General features: G+C 63.0%; 23 protein-coding genes. 12 read left to right on the top strand and 11 right to left on the bottom strand.

Going from position 1 to position 24,238, the window contains the following annotated elements; translation table 11 throughout:
• Nucleotides 1-2: 2 nt before the first annotated feature.
• The 4 genes from accB to FJ951_RS23295 form a co-directional block, all read right to left on the bottom strand.
• Complete coding sequence (gene accB / locus FJ951_RS23310) at nt 3-464, bottom strand: acetyl-CoA carboxylase biotin carboxyl carrier protein (RefSeq protein WP_140493661.1); 462 nt, start codon at nt 462-464, stop codon at nt 3-5.
• 26 nt (nt 465-490) lie between these two features.
• Entirely contained in the window at nt 491-925 is a 435-nt protein-coding gene (gene aroQ / locus FJ951_RS23305; protein WP_140517638.1) for a type II 3-dehydroquinate dehydratase, read from the bottom strand.
• Nucleotides 926-1,070: 145 nt separating this feature from the next.
• On the bottom strand, nt 1,071-1,874 hold the full coding sequence (locus FJ951_RS23300; protein ID WP_140517637.1) for a DsbA family protein: 804 nt from the start codon (nt 1,872-1,874) through the stop codon (nt 1,071-1,073).
• Between the two features lie 62 nt (nt 1,875-1,936).
• Nucleotides 1,937-3,328 carry a M48 family metalloprotease gene (locus FJ951_RS23295; RefSeq protein ID WP_140493655.1) on the bottom strand — a complete coding sequence of 464 codons (1,392 nt, stop codon included), beginning with the start codon at nt 3,326-3,328 and terminating at the stop codon, nt 1,937-1,939.
• Between the two features lie 146 nt (nt 3,329-3,474).
• Here FJ951_RS23295 and FJ951_RS23290 point away from each other — a divergent pair, with 146 nt between their 5' ends.
• Both FJ951_RS23290 and FJ951_RS23285 read left to right on the top strand, forming a co-directional pair.
• Nucleotides 3,475-4,623, top strand: a complete 1,149-nt coding sequence (locus tag FJ951_RS23290) for an aminotransferase class I/II-fold pyridoxal phosphate-dependent enzyme (RefSeq protein WP_140517636.1) — start codon at nt 3,475-3,477, stop codon at nt 4,621-4,623.
• 4 nt (nt 4,624-4,627) lie between these two features.
• Nucleotides 4,628-5,557 carry a glutaminase gene (locus tag FJ951_RS23285; protein ID WP_140517635.1) on the top strand — a complete coding sequence of 310 codons (930 nt, stop codon included), beginning with the start codon at nt 4,628-4,630 and terminating at the stop codon, nt 5,555-5,557.
• 93 nt (nt 5,558-5,650) lie between these two features.
• Here FJ951_RS23285 and FJ951_RS23280 read toward each other — a convergent pair whose 3' ends face one another.
• Entirely contained in the window at nt 5,651-8,599 is a 2,949-nt protein-coding gene (locus FJ951_RS23280; RefSeq protein WP_140517634.1) for a ribonuclease E/G, read from the bottom strand.
• Between the two features lie 650 nt (nt 8,600-9,249).
• Between FJ951_RS23280 and FJ951_RS23275 the strand changes: the two genes are divergently transcribed.
• The 7 genes from FJ951_RS23275 to FJ951_RS23245 all read left to right on the top strand — a co-directional run bounded on the left by FJ951_RS23275 (nt 9,250) and on the right by FJ951_RS23245 (nt 16,861).
• Nucleotides 9,250-10,500, top strand: coding sequence for an N-acetylmuramoyl-L-alanine amidase (locus FJ951_RS23275; protein WP_140493640.1), 1,251 nt, complete (start codon nt 9,250-9,252; stop codon nt 10,498-10,500).
• Nucleotides 10,501-10,713: 213 nt separating this feature from the next.
• The gene (locus FJ951_RS23270; protein ID WP_140493638.1) at nt 10,714-13,170 is read left to right on the top strand and encodes a penicillin-binding protein 1A; all 2,457 of its coding nucleotides are present in this window, start codon (nt 10,714-10,716) and stop codon (nt 13,168-13,170) included.
• Between the two features lie 124 nt (nt 13,171-13,294).
• A protein-coding gene (gene prfB, locus FJ951_RS23265) for a peptide chain release factor 2 (RefSeq protein WP_140493636.1) occupies nt 13,295-14,426 on the top strand; the annotation gives its coding sequence in 2 pieces (ribosomal slippage) (nt 13,295-13,360 and nt 13,362-14,426; 1,131 coding nt in all).
• Nucleotides 14,427-14,463: 37 nt separating this feature from the next.
• The gene (locus FJ951_RS23260) at nt 14,464-14,883 is read left to right on the top strand and encodes a GFA family protein (protein ID WP_140517633.1); all 420 of its coding nucleotides are present in this window, start codon (nt 14,464-14,466) and stop codon (nt 14,881-14,883) included.
• Nucleotides 14,884-15,191: 308 nt separating this feature from the next.
• Nucleotides 15,192-15,563, top strand: a complete 372-nt coding sequence (locus tag FJ951_RS23255) for a hypothetical protein (RefSeq protein WP_140493631.1) — start codon at nt 15,192-15,194, stop codon at nt 15,561-15,563.
• Nucleotides 15,564-15,689: 126 nt separating this feature from the next.
• Nucleotides 15,690-16,058, top strand: coding sequence for a GFA family protein (locus tag FJ951_RS23250; protein ID WP_140493629.1), 369 nt, complete (start codon nt 15,690-15,692; stop codon nt 16,056-16,058).
• 152 nt (nt 16,059-16,210) lie between these two features.
• Nucleotides 16,211-16,861: an OmpA family protein gene (locus tag FJ951_RS23245; RefSeq protein WP_140493627.1), complete on the top strand. Its 651-nt coding sequence runs from the start codon at nt 16,211-16,213 to the stop codon at nt 16,859-16,861.
• A 102-nt stretch (nt 16,862-16,963) separates the two neighbouring features.
• Here FJ951_RS23245 and FJ951_RS23240 read toward each other — a convergent pair whose 3' ends face one another.
• Complete coding sequence (locus FJ951_RS23240) at nt 16,964-17,548, bottom strand: HXXEE domain-containing protein (protein WP_210239750.1); 585 nt, start codon at nt 17,546-17,548, stop codon at nt 16,964-16,966.
• A gap of 54 nt (nt 17,549-17,602) precedes the next feature.
• Here FJ951_RS23240 and FJ951_RS29040 point away from each other — a divergent pair, with 54 nt between their 5' ends.
• The gene (locus FJ951_RS29040; protein ID WP_263483010.1) at nt 17,603-17,734 is read left to right on the top strand and encodes a hypothetical protein; all 132 of its coding nucleotides are present in this window, start codon (nt 17,603-17,605) and stop codon (nt 17,732-17,734) included.
• A 155-nt stretch (nt 17,735-17,889) separates the two neighbouring features.
• On the top strand, nt 17,890-18,495 hold the full coding sequence (locus FJ951_RS23235; RefSeq protein ID WP_140494984.1) for a hypothetical protein: 606 nt from the start codon (nt 17,890-17,892) through the stop codon (nt 18,493-18,495).
• A 71-nt stretch (nt 18,496-18,566) separates the two neighbouring features.
• On the opposite strand, the gene FJ951_RS23230 is transcribed toward FJ951_RS23235, so the two are convergent.
• Together FJ951_RS23230 and FJ951_RS23225 are read right to left on the bottom strand one after the other, a co-directional pair.
• Entirely contained in the window at nt 18,567-20,150 is a 1,584-nt protein-coding gene (locus FJ951_RS23230; protein WP_181165113.1) for a DEAD/DEAH box helicase, read from the bottom strand.
• A gap of 203 nt (nt 20,151-20,353) precedes the next feature.
• The gene (locus FJ951_RS23225) at nt 20,354-21,127 is read right to left on the bottom strand and encodes an NAD kinase (RefSeq protein ID WP_140493621.1); all 774 of its coding nucleotides are present in this window, start codon (nt 21,125-21,127) and stop codon (nt 20,354-20,356) included.
• A 319-nt stretch (nt 21,128-21,446) separates the two neighbouring features.
• Here FJ951_RS23225 and FJ951_RS28530 point away from each other — a divergent pair, with 319 nt between their 5' ends.
• Entirely contained in the window at nt 21,447-21,611 is a 165-nt protein-coding gene (locus FJ951_RS28530) for a hypothetical protein (RefSeq protein WP_181167386.1), read from the top strand.
• 18 nt (nt 21,612-21,629) lie between these two features.
• Here FJ951_RS28530 and FJ951_RS23220 read toward each other — a convergent pair whose 3' ends face one another.
• The 3 genes from FJ951_RS23220 to FJ951_RS23210 are packed head-to-tail and all read right to left on the bottom strand — an operon-like array spanning nt 21,630 to nt 24,237.
• Nucleotides 21,630-22,391, bottom strand: a complete 762-nt coding sequence (locus tag FJ951_RS23220; RefSeq protein ID WP_140493617.1) for an MBL fold metallo-hydrolase — start codon at nt 22,389-22,391, stop codon at nt 21,630-21,632.
• A 2-nt stretch (nt 22,392-22,393) separates the two neighbouring features.
• Nucleotides 22,394-23,458: an ABC transporter ATP-binding protein gene (locus FJ951_RS23215; protein WP_140493613.1), complete on the bottom strand. Its 1,065-nt coding sequence runs from the start codon at nt 23,456-23,458 to the stop codon at nt 22,394-22,396.
• On the bottom strand, nt 23,455-24,237 hold the full coding sequence (locus FJ951_RS23210; RefSeq protein WP_140517632.1) for an ABC transporter permease: 783 nt from the start codon (nt 24,235-24,237) through the stop codon (nt 23,455-23,457). The genes FJ951_RS23215 and FJ951_RS23210 overlap by 4 nt, the downstream gene beginning before the upstream one ends.
• Nucleotide 24,238: the final 1 nt, after the last annotated feature.

Raw genomic sequence — 24,238 nt, 5'->3', positions numbered from 1 at the left:
CTCTACTCGATCACGACGAGCGGCATGCCGTATTCGACCGGCTGTGCGTCCTCGAACAGGATCGCCGTCACCGTGCCGGCGCGCGGCGACGGGATCTGGTTCATCGTCTTCATCGCTTCGATGATCAGCAGCGTCTGCCCTTCCTTGACGTTCTGGCCGATCTCGATGAACGGCTTGGCATCCGGCGAGGGCGCCAGGTAGGCGGTGCCGACCATGGGGGAGGCCACGGCGTTTTTCGACACGTCGGCCGCGGCCGGAACGGCTGCGGTGGCAGGTTGGGCCGCTGGCGCCGGCGCAAAGGCCGGCTGCGGCGCGGCTATCGCGTGAACCGCCGGCGCCTGCCGCGATACGCGCACCTTCAGGTCACCCAGCTCGACTTCGATCTCGGTGAGATTGGTGTCGTTCAGTATGCCCGCCAGGTCGCGGATCAGCTGCTGGTCAACACCGGTCTTCTTTATCGACATTTTCGAGCCTTCTGTTTGTTGGCCGGTCATAGGCGTGCGGCCAGCGCCTGAAGCGCCAGCGTGTAGCCGAGCGGCCCAAAGCCACAGATCATGCCGACAGCGACCGGCGCGACCATGGAGACGTGGCGGAATGATTCCCGCGCATGGATATTGGAAAGATGGACCTCGGCGACCGGCAGCGGCGCCACGGAACGAATGGCGTCGTGAATCGCGATCGAGGTGTGGCTATAGGCGCCGGGATTGATGACGATGCCGGCGGCCTTGTCGCCGGCTTCCTGGATCCAGTCGACGAGGTCGCCCTCGTGGTTCGACTGGCGGAAATCGATTTCGAGCCCGAGCGCCGCGCCCGCCTCTCTGCAGTCCTCCGCGATGGCGGCAAGCGTCTTGCCGCCATAGATGCCTGGCTCGCGCTTGCCGAGCGCGTTGAGATTGGGACCGTTCAGGACGAAAACCGTTTTCAAAAAATGCCGACCTTTTCCGGCACCGGCGTCAAACCGGCGCTGGGCCCTCTATAATGGGCATAGACGCCCGCGGAAAGAGCGCAAGTGCGTTCTTTCACTGTCCACAACAGGCGGAAATGCGCCCGTGAAGAAAACCCGCGGCCGATCAAAGCGCGGCTTTCGCCGCCTCGATCTTCTCCGCCAGGACTTCCTGTCCGAGCGCCCCGAACACGACCTCGTTGCCGACGACATAGGACGGCGTTCCGGTGATCGCCAGCTTGTTGGCGAGATCGTAGGTCTTGGAGAAGGCTTCGGTGATGGACGGGTCCTTCATCTTTTCACGCAGCGTCGCTTCATCGGCGCCGAGCGAAAGCGCGACCTTGATCGCCGCCGCCTCGGTGGCGCGACCCTGGCCGCCGAGCAGCGCATTGTGGAACTCGCCGTACTTCTGCGGCATCATCAGGTGGAAGGCCATCGAAACGACGCTGGCCTTCTGCGAATCCGGGCCGAGGATCGGGAACTCCTTGAGCACGAAACGCAGGTCCGGATCGGCCTTGGTCAGCGCCTGCATGTCTTCGATGGCGCGTTTGCAGAAGCCGCAATTGTAGTCGTAGAACTCGACGATCGTGACCTTGCCGTTCGGGTTCCCGACCACGCCGTCGAAGGAGGAGTTGAAGATCTGCTCCTTGGCGCCCTTGATGACGCCGAGATGGGCAATGCGCTGCTCTTCCTTCTGCTTGGCCTCGAGCGCATCCTGGACTTCCAGCAGCACTTCCGGATTCTTCAGGAGATAATCGCGGATGATGCCTTCGACCTCGGTGCGGTCGATCTTGGTATCGGCCGCTGCCGTCTGAAGCGGTTGCGCCGCACCGGCTTCCGCGATTTGCGGGCTGCCGGCCACGAAACCGAACGCCAGCATGGCAAGGGCTATCGCAACTCCCGTGGTGCCCAGCAACAGTGCCTTTTTCATCGTTCCGTTCCTTTGCCTGTTTTCCGGTCTGGCTGCGTCGCAGCGCACGGCCGGAAGGTTCACTATACCTTGCCCGACGGCTTGTAGTTTATGATGTCCTGGGCGCGTATCCATCGCGGCTCGCCGCGTTTGAGTTGCTGCTGCGCTCGCATGGCGAAGATCTTCGCATCCTTGTAGTTACCGGAATAGAAATGACCCTCGGCCGTGGCGAGCTCGGCGCCCGGTATATCTCCCAATTCGCCATAGGCCTGCGCCAGATAGCGGTATCCCACGGAATTTTCCTTGTCGCGTCGCAAGCCGTTGTTGATCTGCACCACGGCCTTTTTCAGAGCGTCTGGGGTGCCCGTCGCCATCAACGCCTGGCCGAGCGAAACCGGCAGCAATCCAGATCGCGCCTTGTCCAGGCTGACTGCCTTGGCGTAGGCATCGGCAGCTTCCTTGGGCTTGTTCGCCTTCATCAATATATCGCCGCGCAATTCCTGGAAATAGGCGTTGCCGGGCTGGGCTTTGATCAAGGCGTTGGTCTTGGCGAGTGCGGTGGCGATGTTGCCGAAAAGATAGGCCGATTGGGCCTCGCCATACTGCGCGGCAAGGCTGCCCTGCATCTTTCGCATCAGCCGCGACGCGGCGGCCTGGCCTTCCATGTAGACAGCGATCTTCACCCGCATCATGTCGTGGCGCAATTGCAGTGCCGGCGCATCGACCTTGTCGAGATAGGGGCTCTGCTTGACCAGCACTTCGAGGTTGGAGATTCGATCGCGCGGCATTGGATGGCTGATCCGGTAGGGATCGACCTGCGCGCCCGACAGCGACAAGGCCGTCTGGAAACGCTGAAACGTCTTCAGCATGCCCATGCCGGACTGGCCGGTGGCGTTGAGATAGGTGATCGCCGAGCGGTCGGCCGTCATTTCCTCGGTGCGCTGATAGGCGAGAATGCTGCGCTGCGCCATCTCGCCGCCGCCAGCCGCCACGCCCACGCCGGCGCCGGCAAGTCCGCGGCTGTTGGTGGTCGCCCCGGCGACCATGGCGCCGGCGCCCAGCAAGGTTGCGATGATGGCCATCGTCTTGGCGCGCTCGAGCTGGTCACGCAGTTTCTGCTGGTGGCCGCCGGCGATATGGCCGGCCTCGTGGGCGATGACGCCGATGATCTCGTTGGGCGTTTCGGCTTCCATCAAGGCGCCCGTGTTGATGAACAGCCTGCGTCCGGTGACGAAGGCATTGAAGCTCTGGTCGTTGACCAGGACGATGTCGATGCCGTCATTCGCCAGACCGGCGGCCTTGAAGATCGGGCGGGCGTAGTCGCGCACCAGCGCCTCGATCTCGGCATCGCGCACCACCGGCACGTTCTGGGCCAAGGCGCTGATGGAACCAGACACCGCGACGGCGACGCCAAGCGAAAGCGTCGCAACGACGCGCGCTACCCGGGCAACCATCGATTTGGGTCGGCTCAACATGACGTGTCCACTGGTAGACGAGCGGGCGAAAGATGAAAAGTCGGCACCGGAAAAACTTCCTCAACTTGTGATCCTCACACCAATCGGGCATTTGTGCGGCGCATGCGCCAGGACGTGGTGCGCTCAATCGTCGGATCGAGGTCAAAATGGTCGTTTCGCTCTCACGCCGTGGCAATGTCGAACCCTTCCACGCCATGGATGTGCTGGCCGAGGCGAACCGGCTGAGAGCGACGGGCGCGCCGGTCATTTCCATGGCCGTCGGCCAGCCGTCCGATCCGGCTCCGGCCCGCGTTCGTGCCGCGGCGGCCAGGGCTTTGCAGGACGGGCGTATTGGCTATACCGATGCGCTGGGCCTGGCTGGATTGCGCAAGGCGATCGCGGAACATTATGGGGATCACTACGGGCTTGATGTCGCGCCCGACCGGATCGCGGTCACGACGGGATCCTCGGCCGCCTTCAATCTCGCCTTCCTGGCAATGTTCGATCCCGGTGACCGCGTCGCCATCGCAGCGCCGGGCTACCCCGCCTATCGCAACATCATGGCGGCGCTGGGCATCGAAGTGATCGAGATAGAGCTCGGCGATGCGGCCTATCTTCATGCCGCTCACCTGGAGACCGCGCATCGCGAAAAACCGCTGAAGGGCGTGCTGTTCGCAAGTCCGGCCAACCCGACCGGCGCGGTCATTCCGGCCGATGATCTCGCGGACCTGGTCCGGACGGCGGAGGCGCTCGGCATTGCCGTCATCTCCGACGAGATCTACCACCGGCTGGCCTATGCGGCGCCCGACACCACGGCACTCGCCTTTGGCACCGGTGTCACGGCGATCAACTCCTTCTCGAAATACTATTGCATGACCGGCTGGCGCATCGGCTGGATGGTGCTGCCGGAAGCGCTGGTGCGGCCCATCGAGCGCATTGCGCAGAGCCTCTACATCTCGCCGCCGGAACTGTCGCAGGTCGCCGCAATCGAGGCCTTTGCCGCTACCGAGGAGCTGGAAGCGGTCAAGGGTCGCTATGCCTGGAACCGCGAGCTCCTGATGACGCGTCTGCCGGAGCTCGGCTTTCCGCTGGCCGCACCGATGGATGGCGCCTTCTATGCCTTTTGCGACGTCACCCGGCACAGCAATGACAGCATGGCTTTCGCCCGCAAGATGCTGGCCGAGGCGCATGTCGCGGCCACGCCCGGCCGTGATTTCGACACCCAGGCCGGGCACCGCACTATGCGTTTCTCCTATGCCGGCAGCCATGACGACATGGTCGAGGCATTGGCGCGCATCGAACGCTGGCTGAGGTAGATCCATGCCGGAACTCGAGCAGGCCCTGGCCGAAGTCGCGGTCGAAATGGCCGAACGCACCGATCGCGGCGAGGTCGCCACCTATATCCCGCAACTCGGCAAGGTTGATCCCAAGAAATTCGGCATCGCAGCCGTCACCAATGACGGCCGTGTGCTGATGGCGGGCGACGCCGACCAGCCCTTTTCGATCCAGAGCATCTCGAAAGTGTTCACCTTGACGCTGGCGCTGGGCAATGTCGGCGACGCGCTGTGGAAGCGGGTAGGGCGCGAGCCTTCGGGCAATCCGTTCAACTCGATCGTGCAGCTCGAGCATGAGAACGGCATTCCGCGCAATCCCTTCATCAATGCCGGCGCCATTGTCATCTCCGACATCCTGCTTGCCGGCCACCAGCCGCGCGAGGCGATCGGCGAGATCCTGCGCTTCATCCAGTTCCTCGCCGACGACGAGACCATCATCATCGACCGCGAGGTGGCAGCGTCGGAGCGCGCCACCGGCTATCGCAACTTCGCGCTCGCCAACTACATGAAATCCTTCGGGAATCTTCATCATGCGCCGGAGCTGGCGCTCGGCGTCTATTTCCACCATTGCGCCATCGCCATGAGCTGCCGGCAGCTGGCGATGGCCGGCCGGTTCCTCGCCAATGGCGGCAAAAATCCGGCGACCGGACATTCCGTGGTGTCGGTCGAGCGGGCACGCCGCATCGGCGCCATGATGCTGACCTGCGGCCACTATGACGGCTCCGGTGATTTTGCCTTCCGCGTCGGCATTCCGGGCAAGAGCGGCGTCGGCGGCGGCATATTGGGCATCGTGCCCGGCGTCGCCTCGCTCGCCGTCTGGTCGCCCGGCCTCAACGCCAACGGCAATTCCAAGCTGGGCTCGATCGCCCTGGAAAAGCTTGCCAGGATGATGAACTGGTCGATCTTCGCGCCGTAACGTTCCGGCAAACCGGATATGAAAATCCCGCGCCGTCTTTCGACCGGCGCGGGATTTTTTTTATTCAGGAAGTCAGTTCAAAGGGCTGAAATCTCAGAAGAAACCTTTCCGCTGCCACCAGCCGGCGCGCTTCGGCTTCTCTTCGGTCTTGGTTTCCGGCTCTTCGGCGACGGTCGAGGAAACCACCGGCACGATCGGCGCATCGATGGCCGCCGGCTTGCGTCGTGACGGACGGGCCTTCGGTGTTTCCTCGGCGGTCGCTGCCGCCGCCTCGTCCGATGCCGTGGCTGGCGTCTCGGCGGGTGCCGGAACGGCCAGTTCAGCGATCGGCTCCTCGGCGACAGCCTCGGCGGCTGCCTTCTTCGGCTTGGCTGCGCGCCGCGGCTTCTTGGGCTTCTCGGCGGTCGTCGCCTCGTCGCTCACTGGAGCCACCGGCTCTTCCGCAGCCACGACGGTTACCGGCTCGATCGCAGGCTCGCTTTCGGAAGCATCGACCCCGGAAGGTTCGGTCGCTTCATCGGCGCTTGCCTCGGCCTCGCCTTCGCCGTCCTCGCGCCGGTTGCGTTTGCCGCCGCGCTTGCCGCGGCGACGCTTCTTGCCCTGGCCCTCGTCGGATGCTTCCGCCGTTTCGGCAGTTCCGGCCGCGGGGACCGGAGCCTCGTCGCCGGCTTCCGCCTCGTCACGGCTCACCGGGCTTTCCGATGTGGACAACTCGTCGGCCTGCGCCGACACGGAAGCACCGTCGGTGTGGCCATGTTCTCGATCGCGATCCTTGCCGCCGCGGCGTCTGCGACGCTTGCGGCGCTTGCGGTCGCGGCCTTCGCCCTCTTCGCCGGGCCTCTGCTGGTGCTGACCTTGCTGCGGCTGACGCGGCTGTTCGGCCTGGGCCGGTGCTTCGTCTTCCTCCTCGACGATGGTCTCATCCTCGGGCTCTTCCGGTTCGACATAGGCCGGCAGGGTGCGTGCCTCGACGAAGCCTTCAGGCTTTTCGGCCAGCGCGCCGCGGAAGATCGCATAATGCTGCGAACCGACCGTGTCGTCGGCCTCGAGCGTGATGGTCAGGCCGAAGCGGCTTTCCAGTTCCACCAGCGTGCCGCGCTTGTGGTTGAGCACATAGAGCGCGGTCGCCGCGGGCGTGCGAACCGTGATGTGGCTGCGCGAATCCTTGAGCAGGAACTCCTCGATCGCCCTGACCACCATCAGCGCGACAGACGAATCGGAGCGCACATGGCCGGTGCCGCCGCAATGCGGGCAAGGCTTCATGGTCGATTCCAGCACGCTGGCGCGGATGCGCTGGCGCGACATCTCCATCAGGCCGAAATGCGAGATGCGGCCGACCTGGATGCGCGCGCGGTCGTTCTTGAGATGATCCTTCAACCGCTTCTCGACGGCACGGTTGTTGCGGTTCTCCTCCATGTCGATGAAGTCGATGACGATCAGGCCGGCAAGGTCGCGCAGCCTGAGCTGGCGGGCGACTTCCTCCGCCGCTTCCAGATTGGTGTGGAGCGCGGTGTCCTCGATCGAGTGCTCCTTGGTCGAGCGGCCCGAATTGACGTCGATGGCGACCAGCGCCTCGGTCTGGTTGATGATGATGTAGCCGCCGCTCTTCAGCGTCACTTGCGGCTGCAGCATGCGGTCAAGCTGCGCCTCGATGCCATTGCGCACGAAGATCGGCGTCGTATCGCGGAACGGCTGAACCACCTTCGCGTGGCTCGGCATCAGCATGCGCATGAAGTCCTTGGCCTCGCGGTAGCCCTCTTCGCCGGAGACGAGGATCTCGTCGATGTCCTTGTTATAGAGGTCGCGCACCGAACGCTTGATCAGGCTGCCTTCCTCGTAGACGAGGGCAGGGGCCGTGGACTGGAGCGTGAGATTGCGCACGTTCTCCCAAAGCCGCATCAGATATTCGTAATCGCGCTTGATCTCGGCCTTGGTGCGGCTCTCGCCTGCGGTGCGCAGGATGACGCCCATGCCTTGCGGCACTTCGAGATCGGCGACCACTTCCTTGAGGCGCTTGCGGTCCACAGCACTGGTGATCTTGCGCGAAATTCCGCCGCCGCGCGCCGTGTTCGGCATCAGCACGGAATAGCGGCCGGCAAGCGACAGATAGGTGGTGAGCGCTGCGCCCTTGTTGCCGCGCTCTTCCTTGACAACCTGCACCAGCAGGATCTGGCGGCGCTTGATCACTTCCTGGATCTTGTACTGGCGGCGCATCGGCTTACGGCGGTTGCGCGCTTCCTCCAGGGCATCCTCGGCGCCGACCGATTCGACCTCGTGATCGTCCGGATGCGAAGACTGAACCTCTTCCAGCATGCCGCGATCATCGTCGCTGGATTCACTGCCCTGTTCCGTCAGCGGGACGGGTTCGGAAATCACGTCGGCGTCGACGGAGGCGGCGATCGACGTCGGGCCGCCCTCGCGGGTCTCGCCTTCGTCCTGTCCGGACGATTCGTCGCTCTGCTCGGGGGAGGCTTCGCCATGATTGGATGCATCCGCGGCCTGTTCCGGGATATCGGCCGCATGTTCGATGGTTTCCGAACCGTGGGAAGTGTTCTCCGAGATGGCGTCATTGCCATTGTCGGCGTCGCCTGCCTCGCCGGCCGTTTCGGTTGCCTCGTCGGCATCGGCCCCGCTCGCATCGCGCTTGTGTTCTGCGCGGTCGCGGCCCTTGCCGCCGCGCCGGCGCCCGCGCCGGCCGCGATCGCGGCTCTGGCGGTCGTCGCCTTCGCCGTCCTCATCGTCCTCGTCCTCGGCTTCCTGCGCTTCGGCGCGCAGCAGCGCCTGACGGTCGGCGACGGGGATCTGGTAGTAGTCGGGGTGTATTTCACTGAAGGCGAGGAAACCGTGACGGTTGCCGCCATATTCGACAAAGGCTGCCTGAAGGGAGGGTTCGACGCGCGTTACGCGGGCGAGATAGATGTTTCCTTTGAGCTGCTTCTTGTCCTGTGATTCAAAGTCGAATTCTTCGATACGATTACCGCGTACGACGACAACGCGTGTTTCCTCCGGGTGGGAGGCGTCTATCAGCATTTTGTTGGGCATTATTTCGTTTCCCCCCGGCAGCCGTCAGCCGCAGCTTGCGGCGCAAGGGCCGCTGCTGTGTGTCTGGATGAATGTGGGTGCCGGATGTCTGAATGTCCGCCGGACGGTGCCTGCGCGCCATGGCGGTGCCGCCCGCAGCCATATTGGCGCGGTTTGATGCGGACCTTTCCATGATTGCGCTTGAAGCCATCGTCACCAGCAGAACCTTTTGAACCAAAGCCCGGAAACCGGACCAGCTTGTTTGCTCATACAGAGCCGGCGCGGGACAAACCCGGCCGTTTTCCTCACGCAGGCGATTCCCCCGCCACGGGCGCACACCTGCGAAATTCGTCGCGATCACCTGAACCCTTCTCGCATGGAGCGAAAGGAGCCGCCTTTCGTCTCACCTGTAGCGGGAAGCTGCGGAGGAGGGCGGTTCCAGGATTGCAGTGATCCACTATCGCTTTTATGATTTGGCGGGTTGGAAGGCAACCCCGTTTTCCGACGCCGGCAAAAGCGGTTCCGCCACGTAAGCACGGGTCCGGGCCTCGCGTGAAAAGGCTTGGTTAACCTTCTCTGGATACCAATCGTTAATCGAGTTCGCGGCCTAACCGGCACTTCGACTACATGACCGGGCGCCTTGGCGCCAAACCGGGAGCGACTGCAAAGAGATGGGACTGGCAGGCTTCACAGACAAGGGCAGTCGTGCCGGCGGCCGTTTGCTCGCGATCTTCTGCCTCCTGCTGTCGATGACCATTTCGTTGGTCGCCAACGCCGCCGATGCCCCGCTCACGGCAACCGGTTACAAGATGGCGGGCGATGCCACCAAGATGCGCATCGTCATGGATTTCGACCGCGAGCCCGACGTCAAATGGTTCCTTTTGCGCGGGCCCAATCGTCTGGTCATCGATCTGGCGAATACGAAGTTAGCCATCGATGCCAAGGATTTGAAGCCTCGCGGGCTGGTCAAGGGCGTGCGCCTGGGTGAGTTGGAGGCAGGCGTGTCGCGGCTGGTTCTCACCGGGAAGGGGCCGTTCGCGGTCGACAAGCTCGATGTTCTCAAGAACGAGGACGGCGCGGGCTACCGCATCGCCATCGACATGTCGGCGGCCTCCGAACGCGAGTTCGACACTGCCCTTGCCAATCAGGCGCTGACCACCGGTTCCACGGTTTCGACCGACAAGGGCGGGCGGGTCGGCACCGGGCCGGTCTCCAATCCGGGCCATCGCTTCACCGTCGTCATCGATCCGGGCCATGGCGGCGTCGATGGCGGTGCCGAGGGCCTGAACGGCACCGTCGAAAAGAACGTCACGCTGGCTTTCGCCACGGAACTGCGCGACAAGCTCGCCGCCGTCGGCAGATACGATGTCTTCATGACGCGCGACACCGACGAATATTTGCGGCTGGACGACCGCGTGCGCATCGCTCGCCAGCATGAGGCCGACCTGCTCATCTCCATTCATGCCGACACCATCAGCCTCAAGGGCATCCGTGGCGCGACCGTCTATACCGTTTCCGACAAGGCTTCGGATCCGGAAGCGCAGGCGCTTGCCGACCGTGAAAATCTCTCGGACCAGTTCGCCGGCATGGTGATCAAGGACGACAACAAGGAAGTCACCGATATCCTGATCGACCTGATCCGCCGCGAGACCCACACCTTTTCGATGAGTTTCGCCCACACGCTGGTCGGCCAGTTGTCGACCAGCGTCGGCCTCATCAACAATCCGCAGCGTTCCGCGGGATTCAAGGTGCTGAAAGCGCCTGACGTCCCCTCCGTGCTGGTCGAACTAGGCTATCTCTCGAATGCCAAGGACGAGGCGCAACTGCTCGACGCCGACTGGCGCGGCAAGGCGGCGCAAAGCATCACCAACGCCGTCGCGCTGTTCGCTTCCGCGCGTGCCGGAACGGGAACCGGGGGCTGAAATGCCTGACGACGCCTGCAACCACAGGCAGCGTTGCGCGGCGACAACACCCGACGCTTTTATTTCCGACTCACGGCCGCGAAATCCGGCCTTGCCGTATTTTGCCCACATGGTAGCGACATGGGTTTTCGATTACGGGTTGGGACCGGCTCGAATGCTTGCGCGGAAGGCGGCTTCGTTTAGGAAATTCCCGAACCAAGGACTGGAGCGGGCATGATTCGTCTCATTGGCTATTTCTTCGGTATCGGCACGACGCTGGCCCTGCTGGTCGCGGCGGGGGTTGCCATCTATATCGGGCATTTGTCCAAGGATCTGCCCGACTATGAGGTGCTGGCCAAGTACGAGCCGCCGGTGACCACCCGAATCCATGCCTCGGACGGCGCGCTGATGGCCGAGTACGCGCGCGAACGGCGCCTGTATTTGCCGATCCAGGCCATCCCCGACCGCGTCAAGGCGGCCTTCCTGTCGGCCGAGGACAAGAATTTCTACAACCACCCCGGCATTGACGTGACCGGCCTGGGCCGCGCTATCATCGTCAACCTGCAGAATTTCGGCTCGGGCAGGCGTCAGGTTGGCGCCTCGACGATTACCCAGCAGGTGGCGAAGAATTTTCTGCTGACCTCGGACCAGACCTACGAGCGCAAGATCAAGGAAATGATCCTCGCCTTCCGCATCGAGCAGGCCTATTCCAAGGACCGCATTCTCGAACTCTACCTCAACGAAATCTTCTTCGGTTTCGGCGCCTATGGCGTGGCGGGTGCCGCGCTCACTTATTTCGACAAGTCGGTGAACGAGCTGACCGTGGCCGAGGCCGCCTATCTGGCCTCGCTGCCCAAGGGGCCGAACAATTATCACCCCTTCAAGCATGCCGACCGCGCGCTTGAGCGCCGCAACTGGGTCATCGACCAGATGGTCGAGAACGGCTACGTTACGCGCGAGGAAGGCGACAAGGCCAAGGCGGAGCCCCTCGGCGTCACACCGCGCCGCAACGGCACCTATCTGTTCGCCGGCGAATACTTCACCGAGGAGGTGCGCCGCCAGATCATCGCCCGCTACGGCGAGAACGCGCTCTATGAAGGCGGCCTGTCCGTCCGCACCACGCTCGACCCGAAGATCCAGCTCATCGCCCGCAAGGCGATGCAGAACGGCTTGATCAAATACGACACGCTGCGCGGCTACCGCGGGCCGCTGAAGACGATCGACGTGTCCGGCGACTGGGGTGTGCCGCTGGGCAATGTGAAGGGACTGGAAGACGTTCCCGAATGGAAGCTCGCAGTCGTGCTCGACAGTTCGGCATCCGGCCTGTCGATTGGCTTGCAGCCGGCACGCCAGGCGTCGGGCGACATCGTCAAGGAGCGCGTCGAAGGCACCGTCAGCAAGGAAGACATGGGCTTTGCCATGCGCCATGTGGTCGGCGGCAAGACGGTCAGGGCCAAGTCGCCGGCCGATGTGCTGAAGCCGGGCGACGTCGTCTTCGTCCAGAAGAACGAAGGCTCCGACGACGCCTACAGCCTGCGCCAGGTCCCCGAAGTGGAAGGCGGCCTAATCGCCATGGATCCACACACCGGCCGCGTGCTGGCCATGGTCGGCGGCTTCTCCTACGCGCAGTCGGAGTTCAACCGCGCCACCCAGGCCATGCGCCAGCCCGGCTCTTCGTTCAAGCCGATCGTCTATTCCGCGGCGCTCGACAATGGCTATACGCCGGCGTCGGTGATCATGGACGGGCCGATTACCATCCAGAGCGGCAACACGACCTGGACGCCGAAGAACTACGACGGCACGGTCGCTGGTCCGGCAACCCTGCGCTCCGGCATCGAAAAGTCGCGCAACCTGATGACTGTGCGCCTCGCCAACGACATGGGCATGAAGCTGGTCGTCGAATATGCCGAGCGTTTCGGCGTCTATGACCATCTGGCGCCGTATTTGCCGATGGCGCTGGGCTCCGGCGAGACGACGGTGATGCGCATGGTTTCGGCCTATTCGATCATGGCCAATGGCGGCAAGTCGATCAAGCCGACATTGATCGACCGTATCCAGGACCGCTACGGCAAGACCGTCTTCAAGCAGGACGAACGCGGCTGCGAAGGCTGCAACGCGGCCGAATGGCAGAACCAGCCCGAACCTGAGCTTGTCGATAATTCCGAACAGGTTCTCGATCCGATGACCGCCTACCAGATCACCTCGATGATGGAAGGCGTCGTCCAGCGCGGCACCGGCGCCACCATCGCCGAGCTCGGACGCCACATCGCCGGCAAGACCGGCACCACCAACGACGAAAAGGACGCCTGGTTCATCGGTTACACGCCGAACCTCGTCGTCGGCCTCTATATGGGCTACGACACGCCGCGCGGCCTTGGCCATGGCGCCACCGGCGGCGGCCTCGCCGCTCCTATCTTCAAGGATTTCATGCGCGTGGCGCTGGATGGCACGCCCAATGTCGACTTCAAGGTTCCCGAAGGCATGAATCTGGTCGCCATCAACCGCAAGACCGGCATGCGGGCCAATTCGGGCGATCCCGGCACCATCATCGAGGCCTTCAAGCCGGGCACCGGGCCAGCCGACAGCTATTGGGTGATCGGCATGGGCGCTGACGGGTCCAATGCCTCCGGCGGCGCGCTGTCGCCTCAGGCCAACCAGGCCATCCAGTCGGGCGGCGGCGGCCTCTACTGACGGGTATGCATGCAGGATTGGGCCGGCCCTGGGCCGGTCCAATTTGCTTTACAGGCGGCGGCGCCGTCCCTATGTATCGCGCCGACCAGGCGTCACTTTCAGCAACAGGATAAAACATCAGGCCATGCGCGCGGAAACGCAGAATATTGTCGACGAGATCAGGCAGGCGATTACCCTGCTGAGGAGGCATCTTTGACTGGGATCAGGCCATAAAGCGGCTTGAATATCTCAACGTCCGCGCCGAGGACGCCAGCCTCTGGAACGAACCGCTGGAAGCGCAGAAGCTGATGCGCGAGCGCCAGGGCCTCGAGGAAGGCATCGCGGCGGTCAGGGGCCTGACCCAGGCGCTGGAAGACAATATCGGCCTGATCGAACTCGGCGAGGAAGAGGGCGACGAGAGCGTCGTTGCCGAGGCTGAGGCAGCGATCCGCTCGATGCAAGGCGAGGCGAAGGCCCGCCAGGTCGAGACGCTGCTGTCGGGCGAAGCCGACGCCAACGACACCTATCTCGAAATCCACGCAGGCGCCGGCGGCACCGAAAGCCAGGACTGGGCCTCGATGTTGCTGCGCATGTACACGCGCTGGGCCGAGCGCCGCCGCTTCAAGGTCGAGGTGCTGGAAGTGCATGACGGCGAAGAGGCAGGCATCAAGTCTGCGACGCTGCTGATCAAGGGCCACAATGCCTATGGTTGGCTGAAGACGGAATCCGGCGTCCATCGCCTGGTGCGCATTTCACCCTATGACAGCAACGCGCGCCGGCACACATCCTTCGCCAGCGTCTGGGTCTATCCCGTCATCGACGATACGATCGAGATCGACGTTTCCGAATCCGACGTGCGCATCGACACCTATCGTTCGTCCGGTTCAGGCGGCCAGCACGTCAACACCACCGATTCGGCGGTGCGCATTACCCATCTCGCCACCGGCATAGCGGTCGCCTGCCAGGCCGAACGTTCGCAGCACAAAAATCGGGCAAAGGCCTGGGAGATGCTGCGCTCGCGGCTTTACGAGGAAGAGCTGAAGAAGCGCGAAGCCGTCGCCAACGCCACCGAAGCATCGAAGAGCGACATTGGATGGGGTCACCAGATCCGCTCCTACGTGCTGCAGCCCTATCAGCTGGTGAAGGATCTGCGCACAGGTGTCGAAAGCACCAGCCCGTCGAGCGTGCTCGATGGCGACCTCGATGACTTCATGGAAGCCTCGCTGTCGCAACGCATCGAGGGTGGTGCTGGGGAAGCGGTGGCGGACCTGGATTAGGGCCGGCGCCTACAGTGCCACACATTTGGATTGGATGATGGCTCGCAAGCTTGTTGGAAAGTGCTTCTGCGGCGCGGTGCACTATGCGGTCGCTGACGAGTTCCTGTACGCGGCGAATTGCCATTGCTCGAACTGCCGGCGCACGACAGGTTCGGCTTTCAAGCCCTTCGCGGGCATCGAACGCGCCAAGTTTGTCCTGACCAAGGGCCACGACATGTTGCTGGTCTTCGGCGACGACAACGGCCATGACGCGCACTGCAAGCGGTGCGGTTCGCTGCTCTATTCGGTCGTGCGCCAGGGCGCCTTCGTCCATGTCGCGATGGGAACGCTCGTCGACAACCCGAGCATCCGCCCGACCGAGCATATCTTCGTCGGTTCCAAGGCGCCATGGTACACGATCAGCGACGGCCTGCCGCAGTATGACGAACACGTGATCACAGGACCTGCTGGCGAATAGGCCGGAACTTCTCTCGCTGAATCTCGTTATCTGCGATCCCGTCTGCTGGGCATGGTTGTGCCTGCCTATCCAATCAAGAGACGGCGCCTGTTTTCTGTTGCCGATGCGCGGCATTCAGCCTGCGACATCGGCATGCAGTGGTTTCTTGCGCCGACTCACAAATCGGCCCACCATCCATGGTCGAGGGGAGACAAAAGCATCTATGGCCGGGCGCGGCAGAAATGCCTGCTGACGATCCGGCCGCTGGGAAGACACGTTTCAGGAACGGGCAAGCGAAACGCTTGATGCTCGTCGAAAGGAGCGCTTCCATGTCTGCTGCCCCATCAAAATCGGCTCGGGCCGCGGTGGGCCGACTCATGCTCTGCCTGCTTGCAATCGCAGCGATTGCGTTGCCGATGGCGCCTGCCTTCGCCCACGACGCCAAGCCTACAGCGGCGAAGCCGCTGGGTTGGAGCTATCCATTCGCATGCTGCGCTAACTACGATTGCCGCACGGCCCATACGGGCGAGGTTTTGGAAAAACCCGAGGGTTATGTGATCGCCGGCACGGGGGAAGTTGTCCCCATGACCGATAAGCGTGTGAAGGACAGCCCGGACGGCGAATTCCACTGGTGCGCGCATCAAGCGGGTCTCGACGCGGGTAAGACGATCTGCCTGTTCGTGCCGCCGCGCTCCTACTAGGCCCGAAAGGCGCAGCGGCGACCGGCCCGGACCGCGATGGGCGGGGGCCTGCTGACGGACGGTTGCCAGGACCGCTCCTTTGTGTTGCGTTGCCTGCGGGCGGCGGACAAGGGAGAGGTGACGTCCATGACCATCAAGGGAAGCTGCCACTGCAAGGCGACGATATTCGAGGTTTCGCAAGCGCCGCAGACGCTGACGCAGTGCACTTGTTCGTTCTGCTCGAAACGCGGCTCGCTTTGGGCCTACTACACTCCTGCGCAGTTCAAACTCCTCACGCCGCAGAAGAATGTTTCCTTCTATCAGTGGGGATCGAAGACCGTTAAGCACGGTTTTTGCGACACCTGCGGCTGCGGGACCTTCACCGAAACACCGGACTGGTCGAGCGGAGAGCCGGATTTCGACAATCCCAAGATCAGCGTCAACTCGCGGTTGTTCGACGATTTCGACCTGGACAAGGTCGAAGTGGTGGCCATCGACGGCAAGAATCTCTGGTAGATTCCTGGACGCCCAATCGGGAAAATCGTGCCCCGGGGAAAAGCCGTTGCCGGTGTTTTCCCGTTCCGCTTTTCGCCGCATTTCATGGTACAAGTCGCGCGAAGGGCTGATTTGGCGCCATCGCAAGGCGTGACTTGGAGAGGGACAATCCTATGAAGAAGACCGTGCTCGTCGTCGTGGCGACGGCTGTGCTGGTGAGCGCCTGCACCACCACCGATCCGTATACCGGCGACCAGAAAATTTCCAACACGGCGGCCGGTGCCGGCCTCGGCGCCTTGGCCGGCGCCAGCCTTGGCCTGCTTGCGGGCGGCAATGATCGTCGCAACGCGCTGATCGGCGCCGGCATCGGGGCGCTGGCCGGCGGCGCCATCGGCGCCACCATGGACCAGAACGAAGCCGAACTGCGCCGGCAGTTGGAGGGCACAGGCGTCAGCGTCACCCGCTCCGGCGACCAGATCATCCTCAATATGCCGTCCGATATCACCTTCAACGTCGATCAGGATGCGGTGAAGCCCGGCTTCTACCAGGTGCTGAATTCGGTCGCGCTGGTGCTGAAGAAGTTCAAGCAGACCACGGTCGACGTGTTCGGCCATACCGATTCGACCGGCGGCGACCAGCATAATTTCGATCTGTCGCAGCGCCGCGCGCTGGCGGTCGCCAACTACCTGGCTGGCCAGGGCGTCGATTCGCGCCGCTTCGCCGTCACGGGATTCGGCAAGACCCGTCCGGTAGCGTCCAATGCCACCGCCGAGGGTCGCGCTCAAAACCGTCGCGTCGAGATCCAGCTTTCGCCGCTCACCTGAGCAGCATCGATCAGAATGCAAAAACGGCCTCGCAAGGGGCCGTTTTTGTTTGCAAAATGCGACCGACGGCCAAGCCTGCGGCCCCCGGGTTCTTCCATGATCTTACGGTGAGGTCGGCTTATCGACCGTCGCTCGTTGGGTCAGGCGCTGCCGCCGGACGACATGGGCAACGATCAGTCCATGAATGAGCAGCCCGACCGCAAGTCCAAGGATATGGAAGCCCGTTCCCGAACCGGAAAGCGTCAGGATCGACCAGATGGATGCGGGTACGAACAAGACAATTGCGGTGATGAGCCCGGGGTTGTAGCTGCGCATCCTGATGGCCTGCGCGACGTGAACCAAAGCGTTGATCAGGGTGGTGTAGGCGGCGATCAGCCCTATCCCGGCATTGACCGTGACAGCGAGGGTGAAAACCAGGGAGTAGATGCCCCATACACCCGGTACGTTGATCACAAAGACATCGAAGCGGGTAAGCAGCGGCGCCCCGCCGCCGAGCATCTTGTTGACGAAAAGCCGGAACCGGTCCTCGGCGTGCTCCTCGTATTGGTGGAGCATGTAAATCGGGATCAGCAGGAAGACGGCGAGCTCGGCTGTCTCCAATCGAGCAGCCAGCCCGATCGCCACCACGCACAGGGTGAGGCCGGCGAGCACGCCACCATAGACCCAATCTTCCACCAGACGCTTCATCACGCCACCTTCGGCGAGGCCGCGCGTCCTTGCAACACACGACGATATCAGACCTTGGCAACGATGCGCATGAAGGCCGGCGTGTCGTCGCCGAAGCCAACGGTGGTGTCGCTCGGCGATGACGGCAACAGCTTCACCGGCCGCGACCGCCGCGCTCAGATTGAGATTGGCGTGCCAGAGAATTAGCCAGTCCTAAATAACCGCTTTCCCGCAGCCATGGAAAGGAATAGCATCGTCGCTGTTCCGGAGGGGATGAGGCGGTACACTTGGCCGCGCAATAAGCATTTTCTTTTTCAGCCTCGGTCTTGCACGGCCAGATCAAAAAAATCTGGGAGGAATGCATGACAAGAACAGCCAGCCTTGGGCGCTGCGGCGTCTTCGCTTTAACAGGTCTTGTAAGCGCATGGTTGGGCGTCGCGGCGGCTCGAGCCGAGGATGCCAACAAAGCTGACATCGAGGCCTTGAAAAAGTCGCTCGCCAAATATGAGGACTACACCGCGGCTGTCCGCGACCTTTATCTGTCGACGGTCGGCTGCGTCTACTATAGCGGAGAAAAGATATCCGGAGCGATGTACTACCCGAAAGGCGCCATGGGCATCCATTTCGTCAACGTCCCAAGTGTCGGCCAAAAACTCGACCCGATGCGCCCCAATGTGCTGATCTACGAGCCGACGAAAAACGGTCTGCGCCTGGTCGGGGCGGAATGGCTTGTGCCGCTGACGCCGGACGTCAAAGAGCCACCGAAGCTGTTTGGCCAAACCTTCATGGGTCCGATGGAGGGACACTATCCGCTCATCCCGAGGGAGTTCGTCCACTACGATCTTCACGCCTGGCTGGGTGATAATCCCAACGGCATGTTCAGTCCGACGAACCCGAACGTGAAATGCAACAAGGCCGAGTTTCCGATGTTGGAGAAACCGACCAAGATGATGCCCGGGCCGATGTAACGGCGACCCCAGCCAGGAGCTTGCCGGGAGGGCAAGCCGGATGGCCGTCTTGTCTTGGAACCACTCGTCGGTCAGCCCTTGGCGACGATGCGCATGAAGGCGGGCATGTCGTCGCCGAAGCCAACGGTGGCGTCGTTTTCGTCTTCTCGGTTGCGGGCAGGGCGACGGTCATCGCGCTGGGGCCTGGTGTCGCCACGTTCCGGTGCACGTCGCTCGCTGCGCGCCGCGGAGCTCTTGCGCTCGGAATTTTCCGAGCGGATAGCGTCCTTGCGCGTGCGCCGCTCACCAGTGTCGGCGACCGTTTCCTCGGCCGCGACCGGCTGTTCCTCGCGCACGGTTTCCGGTGCCGCGTCTTCGCCATGCTTGGCCTGGCGTCCGCCTCTCTTGCGCTCGCCCCTGTCCTTGCGGTCGTCGTCCTTGCGGCCGGCACGACGCGGTGCACCGCGGCCACGGCGCGGAGCTTCGTCCTCGCCTTCGCTGGCCACCACCGTCGACAGGTCACCGTCATGCCACTCGATCTTGGTGCCGATCAGCCGTTCGATGGCGTCGATATACTTGGTGTCGGACTTGGTCGCGATGGTGAAGGATTTTCCGGAGCGCCCGGCGCGGCCGGTACGGCCGATTCGGTGGACGTAATCCTCGGCGTGGATCGGCACGTCATAGTTGAAGACGTGGCTGACATCGGGAATATCGAGGCCGCGCGCCGCCACGTCGGAGGCGACCAGATACCGAAGCTTGCCGTCCCGGAAATTTGCCAGCATCTGCATGCGTGCGCGCTGGTCCATGTCGCCATGCAGCGCGCCGGCGTCGAAATCATATTTCAGCAGCGAGCGGAACAGCTCCGACACCTCGATCTTGCGATTGCAGAAGATGATGGCGTTCTTCAGCTCCGCATCCTCGGCTTTGATCAGGTTGCGCAGCGTCTCGCGCTTGTCCCAGGGTTTGGAACCGGACTTCACCAGCCGCTGGATGATGTTGGTCGCGGCGGAGGCGGCCTTTGAAACCTCGACGCGCACCGGCGCGTGCAGGAACTTTTCGGTCAGCTTGGTGATCTCGGGCGGCATCGTCGCCGAGAAGAACAGCGTCTGCCGGGTGAAGGGGATCATCTCGCAGATACGCTCGATATCGGGAATGAAGCCCATGTCGAGCATGCGATCGGCTTCGTCGATGACGAGGATCTCGACGCCGTTGAGCAAGAGCTTGCCGCGCTCGCGGTGGTCGAGCATGCGGCCGGGCGTCGCGATGAGCACGTCGGCGCCACGCTCCAGTTTCTTGTCCTGTTCGTCGAACGACACGCCGCCGATCAGCAGTGCGATGTTGAGCTTGTGGTTCTTGCCGTATTTGATGAAGTTTTCCTCGACCTGCGCCGCAAGCTCGCGGGTCGGCTCCAGGATCAGCGTGCGGGGCATGCGGGCGCGGGCGCGGCCCTTTTCCAGTCGTGTCAGCATCGGCAGCACGAAGGAGGCGGTCTTGCCGGTACCGGTCTGTGCTATGCCAAGCACATCCTTGCCCAGAAGCGCGTGCGGAATGGCGCCGGCCTGGATCGGCGTCGGCTTGAGGTAGCCGGCGTCGGTGACTGCGGAAAGGACCTTCGGCGATAGGCCGAGGTCCGCGAAAGTCAACGCTTCTTGAGCGGTCTGGGTGTCTGAGGACAAGTTCTGGCTGTCTTTGGCTGTTCGGGGAAGCGCAACGGCATCCGTCGCGGCAGGCGCCGCGCGCCCGCAAGATCATCACTGCAACTAGGCGCAAGCCCGCGATTTGTCAACACAAACGGCCGGCAATGGCTCGATTGTGAAGTCGTAACCTTAATTACTATGTCTGATCCGGCCGCTTATCCGCGCGCCGGCTCAATATCGGCTCAATAACGGAACTGTTCCGCCAGTATGCGTTCGTTCCAGGAGTGATTGGGATCGAACAGCAAAGTTGCGGTCGCCGTCGCAGATTCCCTCACCGTCACGGAAGCTACGGCCTTGACCTCCGTATGGTCGGCGGCGGCGTTCACCGGCCGCTTTTCCGCCTCTAGTATATCGAAGCGCACGGTTGCCTTGTTGGAAAGCAAAGCGCCGCGCCAGCGGCGCGGGCGAAACGGGCTGACGGGGGTAAGCGCCAGCAGCGGCGCGTCGAGCGGCAGGATGGGCCCATGCGCCGAAAGATTGTAGGCGGTGGAGCCAGCCGGCGTGGCGATCATCACGCCGTCGCAATTCAGTTCCTCGAGCCGTACCTGGTCATCTATGGTGATGCGGATCTTGGCCGTCTGATAGGACTGGCGCCATAACGCCACTTCGTTGATGGCCAGCGCCGAGACGGTTTCGCCATCCGAGGTAACGGCCTGCATCTCCAGCGGACGGATCGTTTCGGCGACCGCGGCGGCGATGCGCTCGGCGAGACCTCCGGAACGATATTCGTTCATCAGGAAGCCGATGGTGCCACGGTTCATGCCGTAGACCTTTTTGCCGGTTCCCATTGTATCGCGCAAAGTTTGCAGCAGGAAACCGTCGCCGCCCAGGGCCACGACGACATCGGCTTCCGCGACCGAATGCTGGCCATAGCGCGCCGACAGGCTTTCCAGCGCCGCTTTGGCGTCAGGCGTGCCGGACGAGACGAAGGCGATGCTGTTGGCGGCTTTGCTCATGGCTCCCCGACGGTGACCGGTTGGCGGCTGGGCCGGGGTAGCATGGGCGGGCCTGTGTGCAAAGAGAGCCCGCAGACGTGCGGTTCGAACCGGCAGTCGCGAATCATATCAGGGAACGAGCCAATGTGATGGTTAAGGCCGGGCTTAAACTCTCGTAAAGCCCCATGGATCATGTTAGCCGGCATGGGTGGCGTGGGGGCGCCCACAGCGATCTTATGCCTTTCAGGATACGAAAGACGCTGTGGCACTTTTGATCGTGCGTGAATCCTTCGAGAGTCGAGCCCGATTCCGGGGACACGCGCCAGCCGGGACCAACATATTGCTGGTAACACGCCTGATCATCATCTCCGTCGTGCTGGGAAGCTTCGCGCTTGTCTTCGCCGAACTGGTGCGCCGCTCGGAAGAAACAAGCCTCAGGCCCTTGCCCACTGCCTCGCGCTGCGGCGACGCCGCCGGTATGCCTTGTCCGCAAAGGGCGCTGTAGATCAAAACAAGCTGATTGCTAGGAGCGTGGTTGCAGATGGCAGCCGGCCTGGCGTTTCTGTGCCAGATACTCGTCGATCAGCTGCCGATAGCGCACCTTGCCGAAACTCGGGAAATGGCCGCCATGCACGACCGAGACGTCGAGGTCGCGCATGGCAAGCAGCGTCTGCAAATAATCATCGATATCGGAATGGTAGACGTCGTCGATCAGCGGGCCGTCATAGATGATGTCGCCGGAAAGCAGGATGCGGGTCTTCTTCTCGTACAGAGCGATACCGCCTGGCGAATGGCCGGGCGTGTGGATCACCTCGAAGGCGCGATCGCCGAGGTCGACGATATCGCCATGTTCGAGCAGGCGGTCCGCCGGGGCGGGCATGATGCGATAGCGCGCCGTATCCCAACCTTGTGGCTGGCGATCGAACATCTCTTCATTGGCGTAGCGGTCAGCCACCGTCCATTCGTTGCGCGGATCGGTCAGAATCTCCGCCTCGGCGCGGTGCACGCAGCGGTCGGGAAATTCATGGTGGCAGCCTATATGATCGAAATGCGTGTGGCTGGCGACGCAGGTGAGCTTGCGCTCGCTAACCAGCGGCACATGGCGCCTGAGGCTGAAATGGCCAAGCCCGGTATCGAACAGCAGGTCGCGGTCGCGACCGCGCACATGCCACATATTACAGCGGAAGAACGGTTTGATCCATGGCTCGTGGATCAGCGTGACACCGTCGCCCATGCGGATGGTTTCGTACCAGTCAGGTGCGTCGACGACCGCAAGCATGCCCATGTTCAATCCGTCAGCAGGATGATCTTGTCTGTATCGCAGGAAACCGAGACCGTGTCGCCCGGCTGCACGACGGACGTCGCGGGCAGTTTGGCGATGAATTGCAGCGTGGCGTCTTCAGTGGAGACCGCGAGCACGCGCTTGAAGCTGCCCTGGAAAACGACATCGCTGACCTGCGCCTTGCCCAGCTTTGTGGCGCCTGAGGTCGCGCCCAGGGCAAGGTGCTCCGGCCGGATGGCCAAGGCAACCGCCGATCCCACCGGCAACGCTCCGGACGCCGAGACCGGCCCGACCTGTGTTGCGACAGTGCTTGTCCTGTCCATCATCTCCGCCACCGTTCCGCGAAGAATGGTGCTCTCGCCCATGAAAGTCGCCGAAAAGCGTGTCTTTGGCCGCGCATAGACGCGTTCGGGCGGCCCTTCGTCCTCGATGCGGCCGTCACTCATCACCACGCAGTGGTCGGCCAGCGCCATCGCTTCTTCCTGATCGTGGGTGACATGGATGAAGGCGGTGCCGACGCGCTTCTGGATCGCTTTCAATTCGTCCTGCATCTGCCGGCGCAGCTTGAGGTCGAGCGCGCCGAGCGGCTCGTCGAGCAGCAGCACGGCGGGCTCGATCACCAGTGCGCGCGCCAGCGCTACGCGCTGCCGCTGGCCGCCGGAGAGCTGGTGCGGCTTCTTGTCGAAGGCGGCATCCAGCCCGACCAGCGCCAGCGTCTCACGCGCCCGCGCGGCGCGTGTCGCGCCATCGACGCCTTGCATGCGCAGGCCAAAACCGACATTGCCGCCGACGCTCATATGCGGAAACAGCGCATAATCCTGGAACACCGTCGTTGTCGGGCGCTTTGCCGGCGGAACGGCGGTGCAGTCCTCGCCTCGGATGAACACCTTGCCTTCGCTCGGTGTGACGAAGCCGCCCAAAATCGACAAAAGCGTCGTCTTGCCGGAGCCCGACGGTCCGAGCAGGATGGTGTAGCTACCGGGCTCTATCCGCAGCGATACGTCTTTCAGCACCGCCAGCTGGCCGAAACGGTGCGAGACCCCGCGGATGTCGACCAGGGGCGCGCTCATGCCGGCTTCCTCCGCAGCAATGTCAATTCGAACAGCACGACCAGCACGATGGAAACGGCGAACACCAGCGAGCCGACTGCGTTGGTCTTGGGGTTGAGGCCAGAGCGCAGCAGATTCCAGATTTCGACCGGCAGCGTGGTTTCGAAGCGTGTCAGCAGGAAGGAGATCACGAATTCGTCCCAGGAAAAGGTCATCGACAGGAAGAAGCCGGCGAAGATGGCCGGCGCCATGACAGGCACAGTAATCAAGAGCAGCACTTTCCATTCCGGCGCGCCGAGATCGCGCGCGGCGCGCTCGATGTTGATCTGGTGGTCGCCCATCTGGCTGTAGACGATGGCGAAGCAGAGCGGCAGGTTGATCACGACATGGCCGATGCCGGCGGCCATCAGCGATTTCGGCACGCCGGCCCAGTTGAACAGCACCAGCAGCCCCATGCCGATGATGAGATAGCTGACGGTAAGCGGTAGCGTGATCAACCCTCGCAGCAGGGCCGAACCCGGCAGCACGAAGCGCGCGAACGCCCAGGCGCTGAGGAAGCCGAGCGTGACGGCCGCGAGCGACGAAAGGACGGCCACCAGCAGCGAGTTCACCAGCGCCGAGGTCAGCCGCGTATCGGACAGGACGGCCTGGTACCAGCGCAGCGACGGGCCGGTGAAGGGCGGGATGGGGAAGGAGGTTGCCTGCAGCGAGAACAGCACGAGCACGATCACCGGCAGGAAAATGAAGGCATAGATGGCGATCGCGTAGAGACAGGAAGCGGTTCGGACGATCAGGCGCATC

This window comes from Mesorhizobium sp. B2-2-3 (assembly GCF_006442405.1).
Classification (GTDB): Bacteria; Pseudomonadota; Alphaproteobacteria; order Rhizobiales; family Rhizobiaceae; genus Mesorhizobium.
Note: the sequence above shows the minus strand (reverse complement) of the source record. Positions and strands in the feature narration are given on the sequence as shown.